At 60.3% G+C, this 19481-nt stretch carries 16 protein-coding genes; 6 read left to right on the top strand and 10 right to left on the bottom strand.

Translation table 11 applies throughout. The features are described 5' to 3' along the window. Positions 1 to 114: 114 nt before the first annotated feature. Positions 115 to 279, top strand: a complete 165-nt coding sequence (locus tag QR290_RS10275) for a hypothetical protein (protein ID WP_165369547.1) — start codon at positions 115 to 117, stop codon at positions 277 to 279. 190 nt (positions 280 to 469) lie between these two features. On the opposite strand, the gene QR290_RS10280 is transcribed toward QR290_RS10275, so the two are convergent. Both QR290_RS10280 and QR290_RS28660 read right to left on the bottom strand, forming a co-directional pair. Continuing rightward, positions 470 to 874 (bottom strand): Imm50 family immunity protein, encoded by a 405-nt coding sequence (locus tag QR290_RS10280; protein ID WP_289204826.1) that lies wholly within the window; start codon positions 872 to 874, stop codon positions 470 to 472. Between the two features lie 2 nt (positions 875 to 876). Beyond that, the gene (locus QR290_RS28660) at positions 877 to 5661 is read right to left on the bottom strand and encodes an RHS repeat-associated core domain-containing protein (RefSeq protein WP_353739148.1); all 4785 of its coding nucleotides are present in this window, start codon (positions 5659 to 5661) and stop codon (positions 877 to 879) included. A gap of 249 nt (positions 5662 to 5910) precedes the next feature. Between QR290_RS28660 and QR290_RS10305 the strand changes: the two genes are divergently transcribed. Beyond that, positions 5911 to 6606, top strand: coding sequence for an HAD-IA family hydrolase (locus QR290_RS10305; RefSeq protein WP_007960113.1), 696 nt, complete (start codon positions 5911 to 5913; stop codon positions 6604 to 6606). 77 nt (positions 6607 to 6683) lie between these two features. Here QR290_RS10305 and QR290_RS10310 read toward each other — a convergent pair whose 3' ends face one another. After that, positions 6684 to 7430, bottom strand: coding sequence for a 3-oxoacyl-ACP reductase family protein (locus QR290_RS10310; RefSeq protein WP_289204827.1), 747 nt, complete (start codon positions 7428 to 7430; stop codon positions 6684 to 6686). A gap of 125 nt (positions 7431 to 7555) precedes the next feature. Here QR290_RS10310 and QR290_RS10315 point away from each other — a divergent pair, with 125 nt between their 5' ends. Continuing rightward, a complete protein-coding gene (locus QR290_RS10315; protein ID WP_115077122.1) occupies positions 7556 to 8497 on the top strand; it encodes a LysR family transcriptional regulator in 942 nt (313 codons plus the stop codon). Here QR290_RS10315 and QR290_RS10320 read toward each other — a convergent pair. The 3 genes from QR290_RS10320 to QR290_RS10330 form a co-directional block, all read right to left on the bottom strand. Continuing rightward, positions 8466 to 9194: an aspartate/glutamate racemase family protein gene (locus QR290_RS10320; RefSeq protein ID WP_064378736.1), complete on the bottom strand. Its 729-nt coding sequence runs from the start codon at positions 9192 to 9194 to the stop codon at positions 8466 to 8468. The genes QR290_RS10315 and QR290_RS10320 overlap by 32 nt on opposite strands. Positions 9195 to 9248: 54 nt before the next feature. Next, positions 9249 to 10793: an NCS1 family nucleobase:cation symporter-1 gene (locus QR290_RS10325; protein ID WP_289204828.1), complete on the bottom strand. Its 1545-nt coding sequence runs from the start codon at positions 10791 to 10793 to the stop codon at positions 9249 to 9251. Positions 10794 to 11297: 504 nt separating this feature from the next. Then, entirely contained in the window at positions 11298 to 12032 is a 735-nt protein-coding gene (locus QR290_RS10330; protein WP_007960132.1) for a phosphoadenylyl-sulfate reductase, read from the bottom strand. A gap of 163 nt (positions 12033 to 12195) precedes the next feature. Here QR290_RS10330 and thrH point away from each other — a divergent pair, with 163 nt between their 5' ends. Next, a complete protein-coding gene (gene thrH / locus QR290_RS10335) occupies positions 12196 to 12813 on the top strand; it encodes a bifunctional phosphoserine phosphatase/homoserine phosphotransferase ThrH (RefSeq protein ID WP_115077125.1) in 618 nt (205 codons plus the stop codon). A gap of 63 nt (positions 12814 to 12876) precedes the next feature. Here thrH and pabB read toward each other — a convergent pair whose 3' ends face one another. The 4 genes from pabB to QR290_RS10355 all read right to left on the bottom strand — a co-directional run bounded on the left by pabB (position 12877) and on the right by QR290_RS10355 (position 17547). Next, complete coding sequence (gene pabB, locus QR290_RS10340) at positions 12877 to 14220, bottom strand: aminodeoxychorismate synthase component I (RefSeq protein WP_289204829.1); 1344 nt, start codon at positions 14218 to 14220, stop codon at positions 12877 to 12879. Positions 14221 to 14483: 263 nt separating this feature from the next. Further along, positions 14484 to 15470: an alpha-L-glutamate ligase-like protein gene (locus tag QR290_RS10345; protein WP_007951965.1), complete on the bottom strand. Its 987-nt coding sequence runs from the start codon at positions 15468 to 15470 to the stop codon at positions 14484 to 14486. Then, on the bottom strand, positions 15470 to 17005 hold the full coding sequence (locus QR290_RS10350; protein WP_007951967.1) for an inactive transglutaminase family protein: 1536 nt from the start codon (positions 17003 to 17005) through the stop codon (positions 15470 to 15472). The genes QR290_RS10345 and QR290_RS10350 overlap by 1 nt, the downstream gene beginning before the upstream one ends. Before the next feature lie 5 nt (positions 17006 to 17010). Further along, the gene (locus tag QR290_RS10355) at positions 17011 to 17547 is read right to left on the bottom strand and encodes an ATP-dependent zinc protease family protein (protein ID WP_011333239.1); all 537 of its coding nucleotides are present in this window, start codon (positions 17545 to 17547) and stop codon (positions 17011 to 17013) included. Positions 17548 to 17847: 300 nt separating this feature from the next. Here QR290_RS10355 and QR290_RS10360 point away from each other — a divergent pair, with 300 nt between their 5' ends. Beyond that, on the top strand, positions 17848 to 18570 hold the full coding sequence (locus tag QR290_RS10360) for a GntR family transcriptional regulator (RefSeq protein ID WP_169432611.1): 723 nt from the start codon (positions 17848 to 17850) through the stop codon (positions 18568 to 18570). Then, positions 18567 to 19457: a methylisocitrate lyase gene (gene prpB / locus QR290_RS10365; RefSeq protein ID WP_007951973.1), complete on the top strand. Its 891-nt coding sequence runs from the start codon at positions 18567 to 18569 to the stop codon at positions 19455 to 19457. Before QR290_RS10360 ends, prpB begins: the two co-directional genes overlap by 4 nt. Positions 19458 to 19481 lie beyond the last annotated feature (24 nt).

Genomic DNA, 19481 nt, shown 5'->3' on the forward strand with positions numbered 1-19481 from the left:
CTACAGAAAACCCGGCTGTATGCCGGGTTTTTTGCGCCTGCGCGTCATGCGCAGGAACGAATGGCGACCATACTTTTCGAACGTCGTATACGAACGCGATTGACGAGGTGCGCCATGACTCCCGAAACCGAAGGCAAGGAAGAAAAAGGCCCGAGCGGATTGCCGTTTATCAATGATCCGGGGAATGAAGATCCGGGGTCGTTGATGGATGATGCGACGGTTCCGCTTTTGGAGGGTGAGGACGAGCTTGAGTATGAGGATTTTGATGATGATGAGTGAATGGGTGCGTGCATCAATTTTCCTGCAGAAATTTTCGTGTTCTGTTTTTTGAGATTTGGATAATCGACCTGGATGCTCTGGTCTGAAAAAAGATAAAGTAAGTGAGCATGTCTCTTGATAAAGAATCGTAAATCTCACAAGTAAAAGCTATCGCGATGAAAGTTCTAGTGTCAGGTCTTCAGGTTTTTCATCATGTTTCATGAAATGGAATGCTGGTCAGATAAACCGTAGGTTCGCGAAGGCTTATAAAAGATGTCGTGAAGTGTATCGATGAGTCGTCAGAAATGGCCGAAACTCTAAATCGTGAACCAGTATTATTGATGGTTAATCTCAGGTTTTTTTTTGTAGGTAGATTGTGTAATGCTAAATCCTCTATTTCGCTGCATGTTATACCTATGCGGCAAGCGTTAAATCCCATGGTTTCCCATTTTTTCGGAGGAGTGTCCGGGATTTCAGGTATGTCGAAACCTAAGGTGACTGTCGAGTAATTGTTGTCGATATTTAAGATGAAAAGTTTTATTTCTCCAATGGCTATTGGGGAGCTGAAAATCATGTTGAAAAAAGTGCTTTCTGCTATATCGGTCCAGAGCTTCATAGTTATTTCCTAAAAGGATAGTGCTCGTCTGTATTTTTTACTTTTCCAGTTCTTGGGTTGGCTGCGGGACGGATGTTGAAGTGTGGTCCTTGATCTCCAATTTTCCTAACGTCGCCGAATTTATGCCCAGCAGAGTGATCTTGCAATATTAGCTTGAAACCATCCTGTCGAGTGTACATGTACTGTCTGGTTCTAATGGGTATGCCGGAGTCGTTCAAGATATTTTTACCGTTTATATCGGTCATGTTGATGTAAATAAACTGACCTGGTTTGCCACTGATCTCGTCAAACTGTACGTCTGGCTGTTGACCTTTCGGAATCCCTGCATCAGCTTTTGCCTGTCTGAAAGCGCCGCGTCTGGAAACATCCGGAAGCTCAACCTCACCAAAATCTGAACACGCAACCGCTTTTCCATTTTTGGGCGGACAATTGGACGTCAACCCCAACGGATCCACCCACCCCGTCGGATTTGGCACGTACCGGTACTGATTCAACCCACCCGCCAGCTTCACCGGATCCGGCGTCAGGTACCGGCCCACGTCCGGGTCGTAATACCGGTGTCGGTTGTAATGCAGCCCGCTTTCGTCATCGAAGTACTGCCCCTGAAAGCGCAGCGGCTGGTTCAGGTAGTCCTCGGTCGCCAGTTCCAGCGAGGTGACCTTGCCGTAGGCGCTGTATTTGGCTGACCAGACGATCTCGCCGCTGTAATCGGTCAACTCCTGCGGGGTGCCGAGGTGGTCGAGCTGGTAGTAGAACGGGCAGGCGCGTTTCGGGCCTTTGCCGTCGAGCATGGCCAGCGGGCGGAAGGTGCCGGGTTCGTAGATGAAGCTGCGGTGCTGTTCCTGGCTGCTTTCGGCGATCAGGTGGTCGCCTTGCCAGAAGAATTCGGTGGTCTGGCCGTCGACGGTCTTGCGGATGCGCCGGCCGAAGGCGTCGTATTGGTAGGTGGCGGTGGTGCCGTCGGGGCGGGTGAGGCCGATCAGGCGGTGCTGGCTGTCGTAGCGGTATTCAGTGACCAGTTGTTGCGCGCGGCCGCGGCGTTCGCGGATCAGGTTGCCGAAGGCGTCGTAGTCGTAATGGCGGTCGCCCTGCATCAACAGGCGGTTGCCTTTGATCTGTGTCGGGCCCGGGCGGTCCTGCATCAGCAGGTTGCCGGCCGGGTCGTGGGCGAAGTTTTCCGGCAGGTCGTCGCGGGTGTGGCGCACGCGGATCAGCCGGTCGAGGGCGTCGTACGTGTAGCTGCGCTGGCCGTGGCGGGTGTCGGCGATGTGTTCGAGGTTGCCGTTGGCGCTGTAGGCAAAGTCGCGGCGATAGAGCGCACTGCGTTGATGGCCTACAGCGTGGGCGCGTAAGCGGCCCTGTTCGTCGTAGGCGTATTCGCTGAGCAGCAGGCCTTGCTGGCGCTGCTGTTCGCGACCGTTCTCGTAGACGTGGCGGGTGAGCAAGGCGCCGTTGAGGTCGATCGCGGTGAGTGCGCCGCCCTTGGCGTAGTGGTAGTCGAGCTTGCTGTTGTCCGGCAGGCGCATGCGGGTGAGCTGGCCACAGGCGTCGTAGGTGTAGCGCAGCGTGCCCCAGCCCTGATGCTCGCGCACCAGCCGGTCCTGCAGGTCGTATTCGAAGGCCAGCGGGTGATCCTGGCCGTCATCCACGCCGACCAGTCGACCGAGGCGGTCATAGCGGTAGCTGACCTCGGTCTCGTCCGGCAGGGTTTTAAGCAGCAGACGTCCGGCGCTGTCGCGCTCATAAGTGGTGACTAGTGTGGTGCCGTCATCGCCGAACTCGGTCTTTTCCAGCAGGTGGCCGTTGCGGTCGTAGGCATACGCCGTGCGCCGACCGTCGAAGCCGGTTTCCTGTCGGATCAGTCCGGTCGGCGTGTAGTCCAGCCGGTACTTTTCGCCGGACTCGTTCTCGATTTCCGTCAGCAGCAGTTGCGCATGGTCGTAGCGGTATTGCAGCCGGGTGCCATCCGGATTAATCCGCCGGCTGACCAAATGCAGATCGTCGTCGTATTCGTAGCGGGTGATGCGCCCCAGTTCATCGCGTTCGGCGGTGATCTGGCCGTAAGCGCTATAACTGAAGGCTCGAGTGGCGCCATTTGGCGAGGTGGTCTGGATCAGCCGGCCAACGGCGTCCCAGGCGTGGTGGGTGACGGCGCCGTGCTCGTCCTGAACCGTCGTCCGCCGCCCCAACGCATCGTAGGAAAACTTTCGAACCCCGCCATCCGGCAGGCTTTCTTCGACCAACTGCCCGAGGTCGTTCCAGACAAACACATGCCGACCGGAATCCGGATAACGGATCGACCGCAGCCGCCCCTGCGCGTCGTAGTGGTAATGGGTGACGTGGCCGTCCGGATCGACCGCCTCGGTGATATCCCCTTGGGCATTACGCCGGTACGTCCACACCGCATCGCCACGCGAACGGCTGTGCAGGAAACCGTTGCGGTACTCGTAGGACGTCGGCGCATCGTCCGGCGGAATCAGCGCGATCAGCCGTCCGGCGCCGTCGTAGCGGTATTCAGTGACCGCGCCCAGCGCGTCCTGCTCGGCGACCAGCCGGCCCGCCGAATCGTAGGCTTTGAGCTGTTCGCCACCGTCCGCCGACACCTGACGCACCAGTCGCGCCGTGTCGTCGTGGACATAAACCTCTTCGCGACCGTCGACGTACTGCACCCGAACAGAGCCGGCGTCATCCCAGACGTAACGCGTGTCCATCTGCGAAAACGACGCCCAGTGCCGCACGCACCGCGCCGCCTTGCCGGCACGTTCCCACTCCCAGAAGAAACTCGCGCCGCCAGCCAGTTGCCGTTGCAGGATGACGTGCCGGTCGTCGTAGTCGTAACGCTCGGTCTCGCCGACGGCGTTCGACGCCTCGATCAATCGATGGCGGGCATCAAAGCGGTAACTGACCAGCGTCTGCTCGGTGCGCCAGGCAGACTCCCGAAAAACCTGATAATCGACCGCGACCAGATGCGCCCGCTCATGGCGCAGCAACAAGGAACGACCAGCGCCGTTGTCGAGGCGCTCAACGCGATCCAGACGATCCCGCGTAATACGCAACCGGTTGCCGTAGGCATCGCTGACCGCTGTCAGACGCCCAGCCCGAAAGTGATAAAACCGCGCTGCTTCCCCCGCCAGCGCAACGACCAACTCCTCCGGCTCATCCCCGAGAAAGATCGCCGCCCGCGACAAACTGTTGTGAATCGCCGGTCGCTCGACATTCGGCAAGGGAAACCGCGTGCGCCGGTTCTCATGGTCAACCCAGACCACCGCAGCGCCATCAACCTCCAGCCGATGCGCCAGCGAGTGGCTCCAGCCAAACCCCAATCCAACATCGATCTCGGCCGCACTGCTGCGATACAAGCGGCTGAACTCGAGCGGCAACAGCCCATCGAGCACACCGTCAGTCAGCGTCAGCAACTCTTCGCCGGTGACCATCGACACCGGACACCCGTTGGTGCAGGTCAGCGGCGCGCAATCGGCACTATCGCCATTGGGGTTCTTCGCCTGATCCGAAGCCTCATCCCGAGGCTCATGCCGCTCCATTCGCGTCATGCCGTGGGACTTGTCACGGGCAATGGCCGCTGGATTCGGCACCGTCAGCACTTGCGCATCGGCCGTGCGAACTTCAAGCGGAATAGCCGGTGTCGGCCGCAACGGGGCCGGACCTGCATTGACCATCAGCGGTTTCAAAGCGCTCGCATGTCGGGTCAGGTCAGGCGCCGACGTCACCGCCGCCAGCCGCAACGCCGAAGCCGCCAGCCATTCCCGCGCACGTGGCGACTTGATCTTGCCCAGTACCTTGGTGCTCAGCCGCAGCGGCACACCCATGCCACCCGACATGCACATCAGCAGAAAACTGACCAGCAGTTCAGCGCGAACCTCTGCCACCACCTCGGCCAGAAATTGCGGCGGCAGCATCTTCAGCCAACTGGTGAACGCCGCCAGATGAATGAACAGCAATGGTTCGTCGCTGAGCATCAGCAGGCCATTGGCAATGGCCTCGCTGGACGCCTCGAGCAAGGCATCCAGTTCAGCGCTGGACAGGTACTGCAGAAGCTTTTCGCTGTTCGCCTGCCAATCGGCGAGCAGGGCGAACAGTTGCTTCACGTCATCCCAGACGCCATTCAGCGCGGATTCGTAGCCGCGCCAATCCGCCTGTTGCAACTGCCCGAAACGTTCCAGGAAGCCGGCACTGGAAAACTCGGTCCATTGCGGGTGGAGCTCGGTCCATTCCGCACGCAGCCATTTTTCCAGACCATCGATCAAGCCCTGGTAGGAGGCATACAAGGCTTTAACGTGGTCGCTGGAAACATCGGGAAAGAAGGTGATGCGATAACGCTGGCCCCTATCGCAGTCGTCGACCTTGAGAATGCCGCTGGGGCCGATGGTGTAACGCCGCGGTTCGCCGAAACCCAGAACACCGTCGACATCGGAAATGACCGGTTCAAGGATCACCGGCGTATCGCCGATCGGCACAAACCGCGCGGCTTCGAACATGTGCACCAGCGTCAGGGAGCCGGTGGCGGAGCACATGGCCACGGAGGAACTGATGGGGTTGCGGCTGCCAACCGGTGCACTGAGCCGGACGTCATTGCCGACCTGGAACACCTGCTCGACATCCAGCGCGGTGCCCGTCCAGAACTTTTCGGCCCAAGCGTCATAGTTATTGAGACAGAGGCGAAACTCCTTGAACAGCTTTTCGACGTCGGGCTGATCAGGGTTCAGCGCAGCGACCACCAGCAAACCAATGCTGTTGTTCAGTTTCAGGAGTTGGTCAGGTGGAAGCATTCGCAGTCACTCGCGCGCATCAGGGGAATGGCGCAAAACTTTGCGGGGGATCAAACAGGAAAGAAGTCAGCCGAGTAGGCGATGCCTGTAGGGCGATTCTCTAAATGTACGAGAGGGCGTTCGGCGGACGATCGACATTGCCCGTTGCTCAACCTCGGCAGGGCTCGTTATGCTGCTGAACCCTTTAATCAGATCCGAGCAGCGGCGCTACTCACGCCGCCTGGGATGTCTTTGATAACGGATCCGATGATGAATGCACCGCTGAAGGCGTTCGGCCCGATCAAGGCCGTGATTTTCGATATGGACGGTTTGTTGCTGGACACCGAGGGCATCTACACCGAGGTCACCTCGCTGATTGCCGAGCGTTACGGGCGCACCTTCGACTGGAGCATCAAGCAGAACATCATCGGGCGTGGCGCTGGCGATCTGGCCCGTTATGTGGTTGAAGCGCTTGACCTGCCGATCACCGCCGAAGAGTTTCTGGTGATCCGCGAGCCGCTGATGCGTGAGCGTTTTCCCACCGCGCAAGCGATGCCGGGCGCCGAGGAACTGATCCGCCACCTCAAGGCGCACAACATTCCGATTGCCGTCGGCACCAGTTCGTCGCGTCAGTCGTTCGGTCAGAAAACCACGTTGCACCGCGATTGGTTCGCGTTGTTCGACTTCATCGTCACCGCTGACGACCCGGAAGTCGGCGCGGCCAAACCCGCGCCGGACATCTTCCTTACCGCCGCGCGCCGCCTGGGTGTGGCGCCGGAAGATTGTCTGGTGTTCGAAGACTCGCCATTCGGTGTGACGGCGGCGAAAGCAGCCGGCATGACCGCCATCGCCATTCCTGATGCCGCCATGGCCGATGAAAAATACGCGCACGCCGACGGGATTCTTCGTACGTTGAAGGCGTTCACGCCGAGCGCATGCGGATTGCCGGCGCTCGACTGGGCCTGATCAAACCGCAGACAAAAAAAACGCCGCCCCTCTGTCAAAGGAGGGGCGGCGTTTTTCGTTATCGACTATCTGATCAATCAGGCGCCGAAACCACCGTCGATGGTCAGGCTGGCACCGGTGATGTAACCGGCCTCCGGGCTGGCGAGGTAGGCCACAAAGCTGGCGATTTCCTCTGCCTTGCCGTAGCGACCGACCGCCATCAGCGGGATCAGGCTGTCAGCGAACTCGCCATGAGCCGGGTTCATGTCGGTATCGACCGGGCCTGGCTGCACGTTGTTGATGGTGATGCCGCGTGGGCCGAGGTCGCGGGCCAGGCCTTTGGTCAGGCCGACCAGCGCGGACTTGCTCATCGCATATACGCCGCCACCGGCGAAGGGCATGCGGTCAGCGTTGGTGCTGCCGATGTTGATGATGCGCGAGCCTTCGCCCATGTGTTTGGCGGCTTCCTGGCTGGCGATGAACACGCTGCGCACGTTTATTGCCAGGGTCTGGTCGAAGTCTTCCAGCTTGAAATCTTCCAGCGGCGCGACGGCCAGCACGCCGGCGTTGTTGACCAGAATGTCGAGGCGGCCAAAGCTTTCGACAGTGGCGTTCACGGCGTTGCGGATGGCGCTGGCATCGGCGCTGTCAGCCTTGATCGCCAGGGCTTTGCCGCCAGTGGCGGTGATGCTGTTTTGCAGTTCTTCAGCCTTGGCGGCTGAGCTGACGTAGGTAAAGGCAACCGCGGCGCCTTCAGCGGCCAGGCGTTTGACGATGGCGGCACCGATGCCGCGAGAGCCGCCTTGAATCAGAGCGACTTTACCGCTGAGGTGTTGAGTGGTCATGTTCGATCTCCAGAAGTTTCAAGGCAGGCTGCCTTGGTGTGGTGTCGAGTATCTGCCCCTCGCCACCGGGCGAGTAGACCGTGGTTGCTATAGTCTGTGTAAACCAAAAGTTTAGAGTGACGGCCATGGAAACCTTCAGCAGTATCGAATGCTTCGTGCGCAGCGCCGAAGTCGGCAGCTTTGCCGAGGCCGCGCGACGCCTGAGCCTGACACCGGCCGCCGTGGGCAAAAGCGTGGCGAAACTGGAAGCGCGCCTCGGCGTGAGGCTGTTCCAGCGTAGCACTCGAAGATTGACCCTGACGGAAGCGGGGCAATTGTTTTTGAGTGAGGTCAGCGGCAGTCTCACCACCATCCAGAATGCCGTGAACAATCTGGCCAGCGCCGGCGGTCAACCGGCGGGCACGCTGAAAGTCAGCATGGGCACGGTGTTCGGCCGCTTGTACATCGTGCCGTTGCTGGGGGAGTTCCTGAAAAGATTTCCGGCGATCAACCCGGACTGGCATTTCGATAACCGCCAGGTCGATCTGATCGGCCAGGGTTTCGATGCGGCGATTGGCGGTGGCTTCGAACTGCCCCAGGGCGTGGTGGCGCGCAGGCTGACGCCAGCGCATCGAGTGTTGGTGGCTTCCGCGGATTATCTGGATCGGTACGCGCCGATCAGCGAACCGGACGACCTCAAACTGCACGACGGCATCCTGATCCGCTCACCGCAGACCGGTCGCGTGCGCTCCTGGCAGTTGACGCATCGCACCCGGCAACACAGCCCGCTGACCCTCAAGGCACGAATGACCATGAGCGATTCCGAAGCCGCCTGCGCCACGGCGGCGCAGGGGTTGGGGATTGCACTGGTGAGCATGCCGTTCGCGGTCGGCTACCTGGAGGCGGGGACGTTGCAGCGAGTCTTGCCCGACTGGTACGTCGACGACGGCAACATCTCCATCTATTACGCCGAACACAAACTGCTGCCGGGCAAGACCCGGGCGTTCGTCGATTTTGTCATCGAGCAGTTTTCAACCCTGGGCCTCGCCGAACGTTTCAACGCGCAAAACGTGCTGGCCAGCCGATGATGGTTTTCGGCCGTGGCGTCGCATACGTGCGCACCTTGGAGGTCGACAGGCCCAGTCGCACCAGTGATTCGGCGATGGTCACGGCCGCAGTGACGCCGTCCACCACCGGCACCCCGGTTCGCTGACGGATCTTCTCGTCGAGCCCGGCCATGCCGCCGCAACCGAGGCAGATCACTTCGGCTTTATCCTGAGTCACCGCCAGTTCCGCCTGGTGCACGATCGCTTCCAGCGCCCGCTGCGGTTCGTGTTCCAGCTCCAGCACCGCCAGGCCACTGGCACGCACCGAGGCGCAGCGATCCCACAGGCCGGACAGTTTCAGCCGATCCTCGATCAACGGCACGGTGCGATCCAGCGTGGTGACCACCGAATAGGCGTGGCCCAGAAACATCGCGGTGCTGGCCGCCGCATCGGTGATGTCCACCACCGGCACGTTGAGCAATTCCTGCAAACCTTCGCGACCGTGTTCGCCGTAGCCGGCCTGGATCACCGCGTCGAACGGCTGGTCGTAGGACATCACCCGGTCCATCACGGCGATGGCGGCCAGATAACTTTCGAAATTGCCTTCGACTGAATCGGCGCCGAAGTACGGCGTCAGGCCGACAATCTCGGTGCCGGGGGAGGCGACGGCCTGCGCCGAACGGGCGATGGCCTGGGTGATGGATTCGGTGGTGTTGACGTTGACCACGAGAATTCGCATGGGAAGTCCTTATTACGGTTGGTTCTGCGGCCCCGCGAAGGGCCGCCAAAAGATTCAGTGGCTGACGTTGTCGACGGCGATGGCTTCACCGTCGACATCGGCGTAGTGCGGCTGGCGTTTGGCGATGATCAGATAGAGCATCCCGGCAATGCCGGCGCCGATCAGCCAGGAGAAGGGCGAAACGCTGTGGAAGCCCGGCACCAGTGCCAGAACGATCGCGATCAACGCGGCCGGAATGAATGCCGCCACGGCCCGCAGGTTGACCCCGCGGCTGTAGTAATACGCGCCGTTGGGGCTTTCGCTGTACAGCTGCGGCACGTGGATCCGGCCTTTGCGGATCAGCCAGTAGTCCACCATGATCACGCCGTACAACGGGCCGAGCAGGGCGCCGAGGCCGGACAGGAAATACACGATCACCAGCGGGCTGTTGTAGAGATTCCACGGCAGGATCAGCACCGCAATCGTTGCGCTGATAAGCCCGGCGCGGCGGAAGGTCAGATACTTCGGCGCCAGGTTGCTGAGCACGAAGGCCGGGGCGACGAAGTTGGCCATGATGTTCACCGCCACGGTGACGATCAGGAACGCCAGGCAACCGAGCACCAGAAAGAACGTGTTGGGGATCGAAGCGATGATTTCGGTCGGGCTTTCGATGATCCGGCCGTTGATCTGAAATTGCGCACCGCACAGCAGGACAGTGATCCCGGCGAACACCAGAATATTGACCGGCAGGCCCCAGAAGTTTCCGATCTTGATCGTTTTGCGGCACGGCGAAGAGCGGGCGAAGTCGCAGAAGTTGAGAATCAGCGTCCCGTAGATCGCTAACCACAAGGCGCCGCCGGCGAAGATGTTGCGCCACATCTCGCCGCCGGTCAGTGGTTCGCGAATCGACCAGGCGATGGTCGCGTTGGCCTGGGTGTACATCCACGCGGCGAGGCAGGCGACGGTCAGCAGAATCACCGGCCCGGCGAAGGCTTCGTAGCGGCGGACCATTTCCATGCCGTAGGCGAGGATCGCCAGTTGCACGAACCAGATCGCCACGAAACACACCCAGCCCAGGCTCGACAGGCCGAGGATCGAGTTGTGGTCGTAATCGGCGAAACCGGGATGGATCGCCGTGAGCAACACGCGAAATACCACCGACGCCAGGTACGTCTGAATGCCGAACCAGGCGATGGCGATCACCGCCCGGATCAATGCAGGAATCTGCGCCCCGTGAATGCCGAAACTGATCCGGCTGATCACCGGAAACGGCACGCCGGTTTTCTGCCCCATGTAACCGGACAGGTTCATGAAGAAATACACCAGCGCCGCGCCGATCCCCAGCGACAGCAGAATCTGCCAGCCGCCCAGGCCCAGTGCGTATAGGCCGATCGCAAACGAGTAGTTGGCGATGTTGTGCACATCGTTCGTCCACAGGGCAAAGATGCTGTATTTGCCCCAGCGCCGTCCTTCGACCTTGGTCGGCGCGAGGTCGCTGTTGTGCAGGCGCGGGCTCAGTTGCAGCGGTTCGGCGATGCCATCACCGGGCACGCTGTGGTCGAGGGTGGAAGAGGCGGGCAGATTCAGCGCGATGTTGTTATTGGAGAGACTCGTACGCATTCCGGCAGGCTCCTGATGTTCGGGCTGCGATGACTGTGCATGAGCGTTCGGGCTCGGCAGATCTTCGTCGCGGCGGTGAAAACATCACTGGTTACGGGGCATCTGCAGCCTGTACGGGATAGGGCGCTTCAGGCTTGCGGATCGAAAGTGTGGGTTCATGTTTTGCAGTTTTGTATACAAAACATGTATGCACTTAAGCCAGATCTGTGCCAGTCGGCGATCTATGAAAACCACCGCTGATTTCGAAAAGTTATTGAATGGCGCCAAGTCGTTGAAATACGGGCGATATAAATTGACCGTTCGAACAGGTATTTATTTTTCGGGAGGAATTTTGGCGGACGTCGGGAGGGAATGTTTCTGATGCGTGATGTAACTTTTCAGGGCGAAGAAACGAAAAGTGCACACATAAATGGCACCGATGGTGACATTCGTGTGTACACATTTTTCAAGGTGGGTAGAGAACACTGTGGGAGCTGACTTGCTCCCACGGGGCATCAGGGATGCTTACGCCTTGCTGATGATATTCCCGGCATGCAACCCGCATTCTTTCTGGGTCGCTTCTTCCCACCACCAGCGACCTTCGCGTTCGTGCTGGTTCGGCAGGACCGGGCGGGTGCACGGTTCGCAGCCGATGCTGATGAAACCGCGCTCGTGCAGGCTGTTGTACGGCAGCTCCAGCATGCGGATGTAACCCCAGATTTCCTCGCTGGTCATCTGTGCCAGCGGGTTGAACTTGTACAGGGTGCGCTCCGGGGTGGAGAACGCTGTATCGATTTCCATCACCGCCACGGCGCTGCGGGTGCCCGGACTCTGGTCGCGGCGCTGGCCGGTGGCCCAGGCTTTGACGCCGGACAGCTTGCGGCGCAGCGGCTCGATCTTGCGGATGCCGCAGCATTCGCCATGGCCGTCCTTGTAGAAACTGAACAGGCCTTTTTCCTTCACGAACGGTTCAAGTTTCGTGTAGTCCGGCGAGACCAGTTCGATGTCGATCTTGTAGTGCTCGCGCACCTGATCGATAAAGCGGTAGGTTTCCGGATGCAGGCGGCCGGTGTCGAGACTGAACACCTTGACGTTCTTGTTCAGCTTCCAGGCCATGTCCACCAGCACCACATCCTCGGCACCGCTGAAAGATATCCACAGGTCATCGCCGAACTCGGCGAACGCGAGTTTTAGGATGTCCTGCGCGGATTTGTTGGCATAGGTCGTGGCGAGTTCCACGACGTCGAACGTTGGGCTCATCAGGGCGGCTTCCTACAGGTCGGTGGCGCTGGGCGCTCTATATGGCGGCGATGGTAACAAAAAGCAACGCCCGCCGGGGCGGCCTCTGCGTTGCGCGCTCCAGGTCGAGCCGCTAGAGTTCGGGCTCGCTCGACTCAATAAACATTACAAACGGGAGTGTCTTGTGGAAATCGCCTGTCTTGATCTTGAAGGGGTGCTGGTGCCGGAAATCTGGATCGCCTTCGCCGAAAAAACCGGAATCGAATCGCTCAAGGCCACCACCCGGGACATTCCCGACTACGACGTGCTGATGAGGCAGCGCCTGCGCATCCTCGACGAGCATGGCCTGAAGCTTTCGGACATTCAGGAAGTGATCGCCACCCTCAAGCCGCTGGACGGCGCGGTGGAGTTCGTCAACTGGCTGCGCGAGCGGTTTCAGGTGGTGATTCTGTCAGATACGTTCTATGAGTTTTCCCAGCCGCTGATGCGTCAGCTGGGCTTTCCGACCTTGCTTTGCCATCGACTGATTACCGACGACAGCGGGCGGGTGACGAGCTATCAGTTGCGTCAGAAAGATCCGAAACGTCAGTCAGTCCTGGCCTTCAAGAGTCTGTATTACCGGGTGATCGCGGCGGGGGATTCCTATAACGACACCAGCATGCTGGGCGAAGCGGATGCGGGGATTCTGTTCCATGCGCCGGATAACGTGATTCGCGAGTTTCCGCAGTTTCCGGCGGTGCATACGTTCGAAGAGTTGAAGCAGGAATTCCTCAAAGCCTCGAATCGCGATCTGACTTTGTAGCCACCACATGATCGTTCCCACGCGGACGGTTCGACGCCTCGACGTGGGAACGATCAACAGCGGTTAAAGGTTCTGCAGGGTTTCGAGCAGAACCCTGACCTTTGTAATCGACTCCTGATACTCCGCCTGCCAGTCCGAATCGGCGACGATCCCGCCGCCGCCCCAGCAGCACACCTGGCCATCCTTCACCAGCAGACTGCGAATGGCGATGGAGCTGTCCATCTCGCCACGCACGTCCAGATACAGCAAAGAACCGCAATACAAACCACGCCGGGTCGGCTCCAGTTCGTCGATGATCTGCATCGCGCGGATCTTCGGTGCGCCGGTGATCGAGCCGCCGGGGAAGCTGCCGGCTATCAGATCCAACGCATCGCGATCATCCGCCAGTTCACCGGTCACACTGCTGACCAGATGATGCACGTTCGGATAACTTTCCAGGCTGAACAACTCCGGCACCCGCACCGAGCCGATGCGGCAGGTGCGGCCCAGATCGTTGCGCAGCAGGTCGACGATCATCAGGTTTTCCGCGCGATCCTTGGGGCTGGCCAGCAGTTCGGCGGCATTCGCTGCGTCTTCGGTCGGGGTCGCGCCACGGGGACGGGTGCCTTTGATCGGGCGGGTTTCCACCTGACGCTGACTGACTTTGACGAAGCGCTCGGGCGACAGGCTCAGTACCGCATTGCCGTCGGGCAGGCTCTGGAAACCGGAAAACGGCGTCGGGCAGGCCTCACGCAATTTGCAGTAGGCCAGCCATGGATCGCCCTGGCACGGTGCGCGGAAACGTTGAGCGAAGTTGACCTGATAGCAATCGCCGGCCTGGATGTAATGCTGGATGCGCTCGAATGCCTTGCGGTATTCATCGGCCGAAAGATCGGCTGTCATCGGGCTGTTCAGCTTGAACGGGGTCAGTTCAGTGCCCGCCGGTTGGCTGAATACATCGATCAGCCGCTGTTTCTCGCTGGCGCTGACGGACGGGTGAAACACCAGTTGGCTGGTTGCCGATTGGTGATCGCTGATCAAGGCCCAGTCGTACAGACCAAATCGCGCATCGGGCAATTGCAGATCATCCCGGGCCTGACTCGGCAGGTTTTCCAGATGCCGGCCGAAGTCGTAACTCAGGTAACCGATCAGGCCGCCGGCGAAGGGCAGTTCGTACCCATCGGGCAATTGCGCGTCGCCCAATCGGGTCAGATTGCCTCGCAGGCGTTGCAGGAAATCGTCGCCGCGCTCGTCCGGCAAAACCGCCAGTTGTTCCAGCGGCCAGGCGCTGAGCAGGTCATAACGGCCACGGTCGGCACTTGGCCGGCCACTGTCGAGCAGCACGGCGCCGGGCGCATGGCGGACGGCCGCGAAATAGTCGGCGGGGTTGGCTCGGTAGGGCAGCGGGTGTACGGAACAGGTCAACATGGGCGGGGCAGATCGGCCATTGAGGCGGGGTGGGGATTGTAGTCCTCTCCGATGCCAGATCAAAGTCAAAAGCCTACCCCCTCACCCCAGCCCTCTCCCCCAAGGGGGCGAGGGGGAAAGGGAGCAGATCGGGGGCTTTTCAAGCCGTGAGTTCGACTCCGGATTTTCAGGTCGATGGAGCGTGAACATCCAACTCGTTCGGCTCCCTCTCCCTCCGGGAGAGGGCTGGGGTGAGGGGCTTTTCTGCTCTTCAGCTTTTAGGATCAGCCTTCAACAGCCGGAATATGCCCAAACAATTCCTGAGCAAACGCCACCCGCTCTTCAACCGACTCCGTCACTCCACGCGCCTTGAGCTCTTCCAGATGCGCTTCCACCGCATGGGTGCGTAACGTCAGCCCGCAATCGTTGGCAATCTGGATATTCAGTCCCGGCCGCGCATTCAGTTCCAGAATCAGCGGGCCTTTCTCCTGGTCCAGCACCATGTCCACACCGATGTAACCCAGCCCACACAGCTCATAGCAGCCGGCCGCGAGCTTCATGAAACCGTCCCAGTACGGCAGTTGCACGCCGTCCACCGCGTTGGTGGTGTCCGGGTGCTTGGTGATGATGTTGTTCAGCCAGGTGCCGCGCAGGGTCAGGCCGGTGGCCAGGTCGACGCCGACGCCGATGGCGCCCTGGTGCAGGTTGGCCTTGCCGCCGGACTGACGGGTCGGCAGCCGCAGCATCGCCATCACCGGGTAGCCCATCAGCACGATGATGCGGATGTCCGGCACGCCTTCGTAGCTGATGCTCTTGAAGATCTGGTCCGGGGTCACCCGGTATTCGATCAGCGCCCGATCACGGTGGCCGCCCAGCGAATACAGGCCGGTGAGGATGCTGGAGATATGATGTTCCAGCTCTTCGTGGGCAATGATCTTGCCCGATACCGTGCGATAGCGGCCCTCGAAACGGTCGGCGACCACGATGATGCCGTCACCGCCGGCGCCCTGGGCCGGCTTGATCACGAAGTCGTTGCGCCCGCCGATGATCTCGCCGAGCTTGTCGATTTCCTTCTCCGTGGAAATCACGCCATACAGTTCCGGCACATGAATGCCGGCCTTGATCGCGCGTTCCTTGGTGATGATCTTGTCATCGACGATCGGGTACAGGCTGCGCTTGTTGTACTTGAGCACGTAGTCGGCGTTACGCCGATTGATGCCCATGATGCCCCGGGCTTCCAGGGCCTTCCAGGTCTTCCAGAAACCGAACATCAGGCGTCAGCCTTCTTCAGGAAAGCCTTGAAACGCACCAGCTCGGTCAGGCGATAACCGCGATAGCGACCCATGGCCAGCATGAAGCCCACCAGAATCAGCAGGATCGCCGGGAAGGTGAACACGAAGTACACCAGCTCCGGAACGGTCATGATCAGGTGCGCCAGGGACGCCGCGAACAGCGTGCCGATCGCCACTTTCATGGCATGGCTGGCACCGCGTTCTTCCCAGGTGATCGACAGGCGTTCGATGGTCATGGTCAGAATCACCATCGGGAACAGCGCCACCGACAGGCCACGCTCGAGACCGAGCTTGTGGCTGAACAGGCTGATCGCCGCAATCAGCACCACCACGAAGGTCAGCACCACCGACAGCCGCGGCAGCATTTGTAGCTTCAGGTGTTCCAGATACGAGCGCAGCGATAACCCGAGTGCGGTGATCACGGTAAACAGCAGGATGCCGAAGCCCAGTTGTGTCTCGCGGAAGGCCAGGGCGATCAGCACCGGCGTAAAGGTGCCGAGGGTCTGCAGGCCGATCAGGTTGCGCAGGATCAGGATCACCAGCACGCCGATCGGGATCATCACCATGATCATGAACGTCTGCTGGGTTTGCAGCGGCAGGCCGTACAGCGAGTATTCGAGGAAGTTGGCGTCGGTGTTTTCGTCGGTCAGCTTGGCCAGACGAATCGCGTTCATCTCGCTGTTGTTCAGGCTGAAGGTCACGTTGGCTTTCTTGCCGCCGTCGACAGTGATCAGGTTTTCATCACCGCTCCACCACAGCAGGCGGTCGGTCGGCAGGCCTTGCTCGCCGGTTTCCGGATTGAAGTACAGCCAGTCGGTGCCATTGAAGCTGCGCAGCCACAGTTCCGGGGTTTGCGGCTGATCGGCGACGAGGCGGATAGTGTGGACTTTCTCCACCGGGACGTGGGCGATGGACAGCAGCAGTTCGACGATCTTGGCTTTGTGCGGCGTGGAAGGATCGCCGGCCAGCAGCAGTTTCACGTTGTCGTCGTTGACGTTGTTGACGCGTTTGATCGCTTCGCCAATGAAGGTCTCGACGTCGGCCGAGTGCTGGCGGATCGGGGCGAGCAGGGCTTCGGCGGCGATCTTTTCCGGGCCTTCGATGGCCATGCTGTCGCGGAAGGTCGGGCCTTTGATCTTGGTTTTTTCGGCGGTGTAACGCTTGGTCAGCACCAGACGGTAATAAAGGGTCTGGTTGCCCTTGGCCCGGCGTGCCGACCAGGTGACCTTGCGGTTGCCGTCGACACGATTGACCGCCACGCCATAGTTATTGGAGATAAAGCTTTCATTGAGGCTGACGTAATCGCGGCTCAGGGGCGGCACGAACATCTGGATCTTCACCGGATCCTTGGTGCTGGCGACGAACTCGACCTTGGCGTCGATGTTCCACAGGTCGTCGGTGGCGTCTTCGGTCACTGGAATGCCGAGCACGAAAATCTGATAGGCCGTAACCGAAACGCCCAGCAACACCAGGATGGTGATCAGGACTTTCAGGTGGAAGGTTAGAGAACGCATGGAAATTACTCGGCGGTATGAGCGGCGATGGCGCAGGCGGGTTTGCCGGCAGCGTATTTAAGACTGGGATCGACCAGCGCATCGAAGCGTTTCAGCGCCTCGGAGCCGATCAAAAGCGGATATTGGAACGCACTACGGTCGGTCAGGTTCACTTCGATGCTGCGCATTGCCGAACCCATGCAGATGTCCAGCTCGATCACCGGGCGGGCGGTGTACTTCTTGCCTTCTTCCGGGTCGTAGTCGCCGGCGCGGCGCTTGATCTTGCTGACCCGGGCCAGCGGCCGTTCGATCGGGTGCGAGTGCGCGGCGTCGATGGCCAGGTAGAAACGTACCCAGGACTCGCCGTTGCGTTTGAAACGTTTGATGTCGCGGGCGCTCAGGGAGGCGGTTTTCGCCCCGGTGTCGAGTTTCGCCGCCACTTCCAGGTTGATCCCGTCGAGGGCAGCGTATTCGTTGAGGCCGTACACGGTCTTTTCCCCCGCCGCGGCGAGGCCGGGCAGGCAAAACAGTGCAAAGAATGTGGGGAAGGGCTTGAGTCTCATAAATCCTGGCGAGCAGCGTTCCGTTCTCGGTTCAGGGCCATGGCATCAGGAAATCCTGTCTGCCCATGCGCCTTCGTGTGCCTATCAGCTTTTTATGACAAGCCGTGCAAATGACTCGCAAATGCGGGCGGCATTCTAGCACGGTGGTTTTATGGCGCCAGCGCCGGGGGCGGTCTATAACCCTTGGGGCTGATACGCAGGCTTATTAGACGATTGTCGACAATCTCTATTTATCCTTTGACTGATTCAGGCCGATTCGCTAGTTTTTGCCGCATTGGATTTGAAGGTGTCGACAATATGCTGGATCAACTCGATCCCCCGGTGATCAGCGGTGATGATTCCGAGACCCTCTCGGAAAACGTCTTCCGGCGCATCCAGGCGGCCATCGTCAAAGGCGAGATCGCCCCGGGCAGCAAGATCTCCGAGCCGGAACTGGCGCGCACCTACGGCATCAGCCGTGGGCCGCTGCGCGAGGCGATCCATCGGCTGGAAGGCCAGCGCCTGCTGGTGCGCGTGCCGCACGTCGGTGCGCGGGTGGTGTCGCTGAGCCACGCCGAATTGCTCGAACTCTACGAAATCCGCGAATCCCTCGAAGGCATGGCCTGCCGTCTGGCGGCCGAACGCATGAGCGTCGAAGAAATCGACGAACTGCGCCGGGTGCTGGAAACCCATGAACGCGATGCGGCGTTTCAGGCCGGCGTCGGCTACTACCAGCAGGAAGGCGATTTCGATTTTCACTACCGGATCATCCAGGGCAGCGGCAACCGCACCCTGACCCAGATGCTCTGCGGCGAGCTGTATCAACTGGTGCGCATGTACCGCATCCAGTTTTCCACCACGCCCAACCGCCCGCGCCAGGCCTTTGCCGAACACCACCGGATTCTCGATGCCATCGCCGACCGTGACGGCGAGCTCGCGGAATTGTTGATGCGCCGCCACATCGGCGCCTCGAAACGCAACATCGCCCGTCACTACCAGGACGGCGCCGACAATAAGACAGCCACTGAACGAGGTGAGTCATGAGTTCCAACAAGAGCACTCCAGGCCAGCGTTTCCGCGATGCGGTCGCCAGCGAACATCCGCTGCAAGTGGTCGGCGCGATCAACGCCAACCACGCGCTGCTGGCCAAGCGCGCCGGTTTCAAGGCGATCTACCTGTCGGGTGGCGGGGTGGCTGCCGGCTCCCTCGGCGTGCCGGACCTGGGCATCACCGGCCTGGATGACGTGCTGACGGACGTGCGTCGCATCACCGACGTCTGCGACCTGCCGCTGCTGGTGGACGTGGACACCGGTTTCGGCGCCTCGGCGTTCAACGTGGCCCGCACCGTCAAGTCGATGATCAAGTTCGGCGCGGCGGCGATTCACATTGAAGACCAGGTCGGCGCGAAGCGCTGCGGTCACCGTCCGAACAAAGAGATCGTGACCCAGCAGGAAATGGTCGACCGCATCAAAGCCGCCGTCGATGCCCGCACTGACGACAGCTTCGTGATCATGGCCCGCACCGACGCGCTGGCCGTTGAAGGTCTGGAATCGGCACTGGATCGCGCCGCCGCGTGCATCGAGGCCGGCGCCGACATGATCTTCCCGGAAGCCATCACCGAGCTTGAGATGTACAAGCTGTTCGCCAGCCGCGTGAAAGCGCCGATCCTGGCCAACATCACCGAATTCGGCTCGACGCCGCTGTACACCACCGAGCAACTGGCCGGCGCCGATGTGTCGCTGGTGCTCTACCCGCTGTCGGCATTCCGCGCGATGAACAAGGCCGCGGAAAACGTCTACACCGCGATCCGCCGCGACGGCACTCAGCAGAATGTCATCGACACCATGCAGACTCGCATGGAGCTCTACGATCGCATCGATTACCACACCTTCGAGCAGAAGCTCGACGCGTTGTTTGCGGCGAAGAAGTAAGCCGCAACCGTACTCCCTAATAAA

The sequence above is a fragment of the Pseudomonas fluorescens genome (genome assembly GCF_030344995.1).
GTDB lineage: Bacteria > Pseudomonadota > Gammaproteobacteria > Pseudomonadales > Pseudomonadaceae > Aquipseudomonas > Aquipseudomonas fluorescens_BF.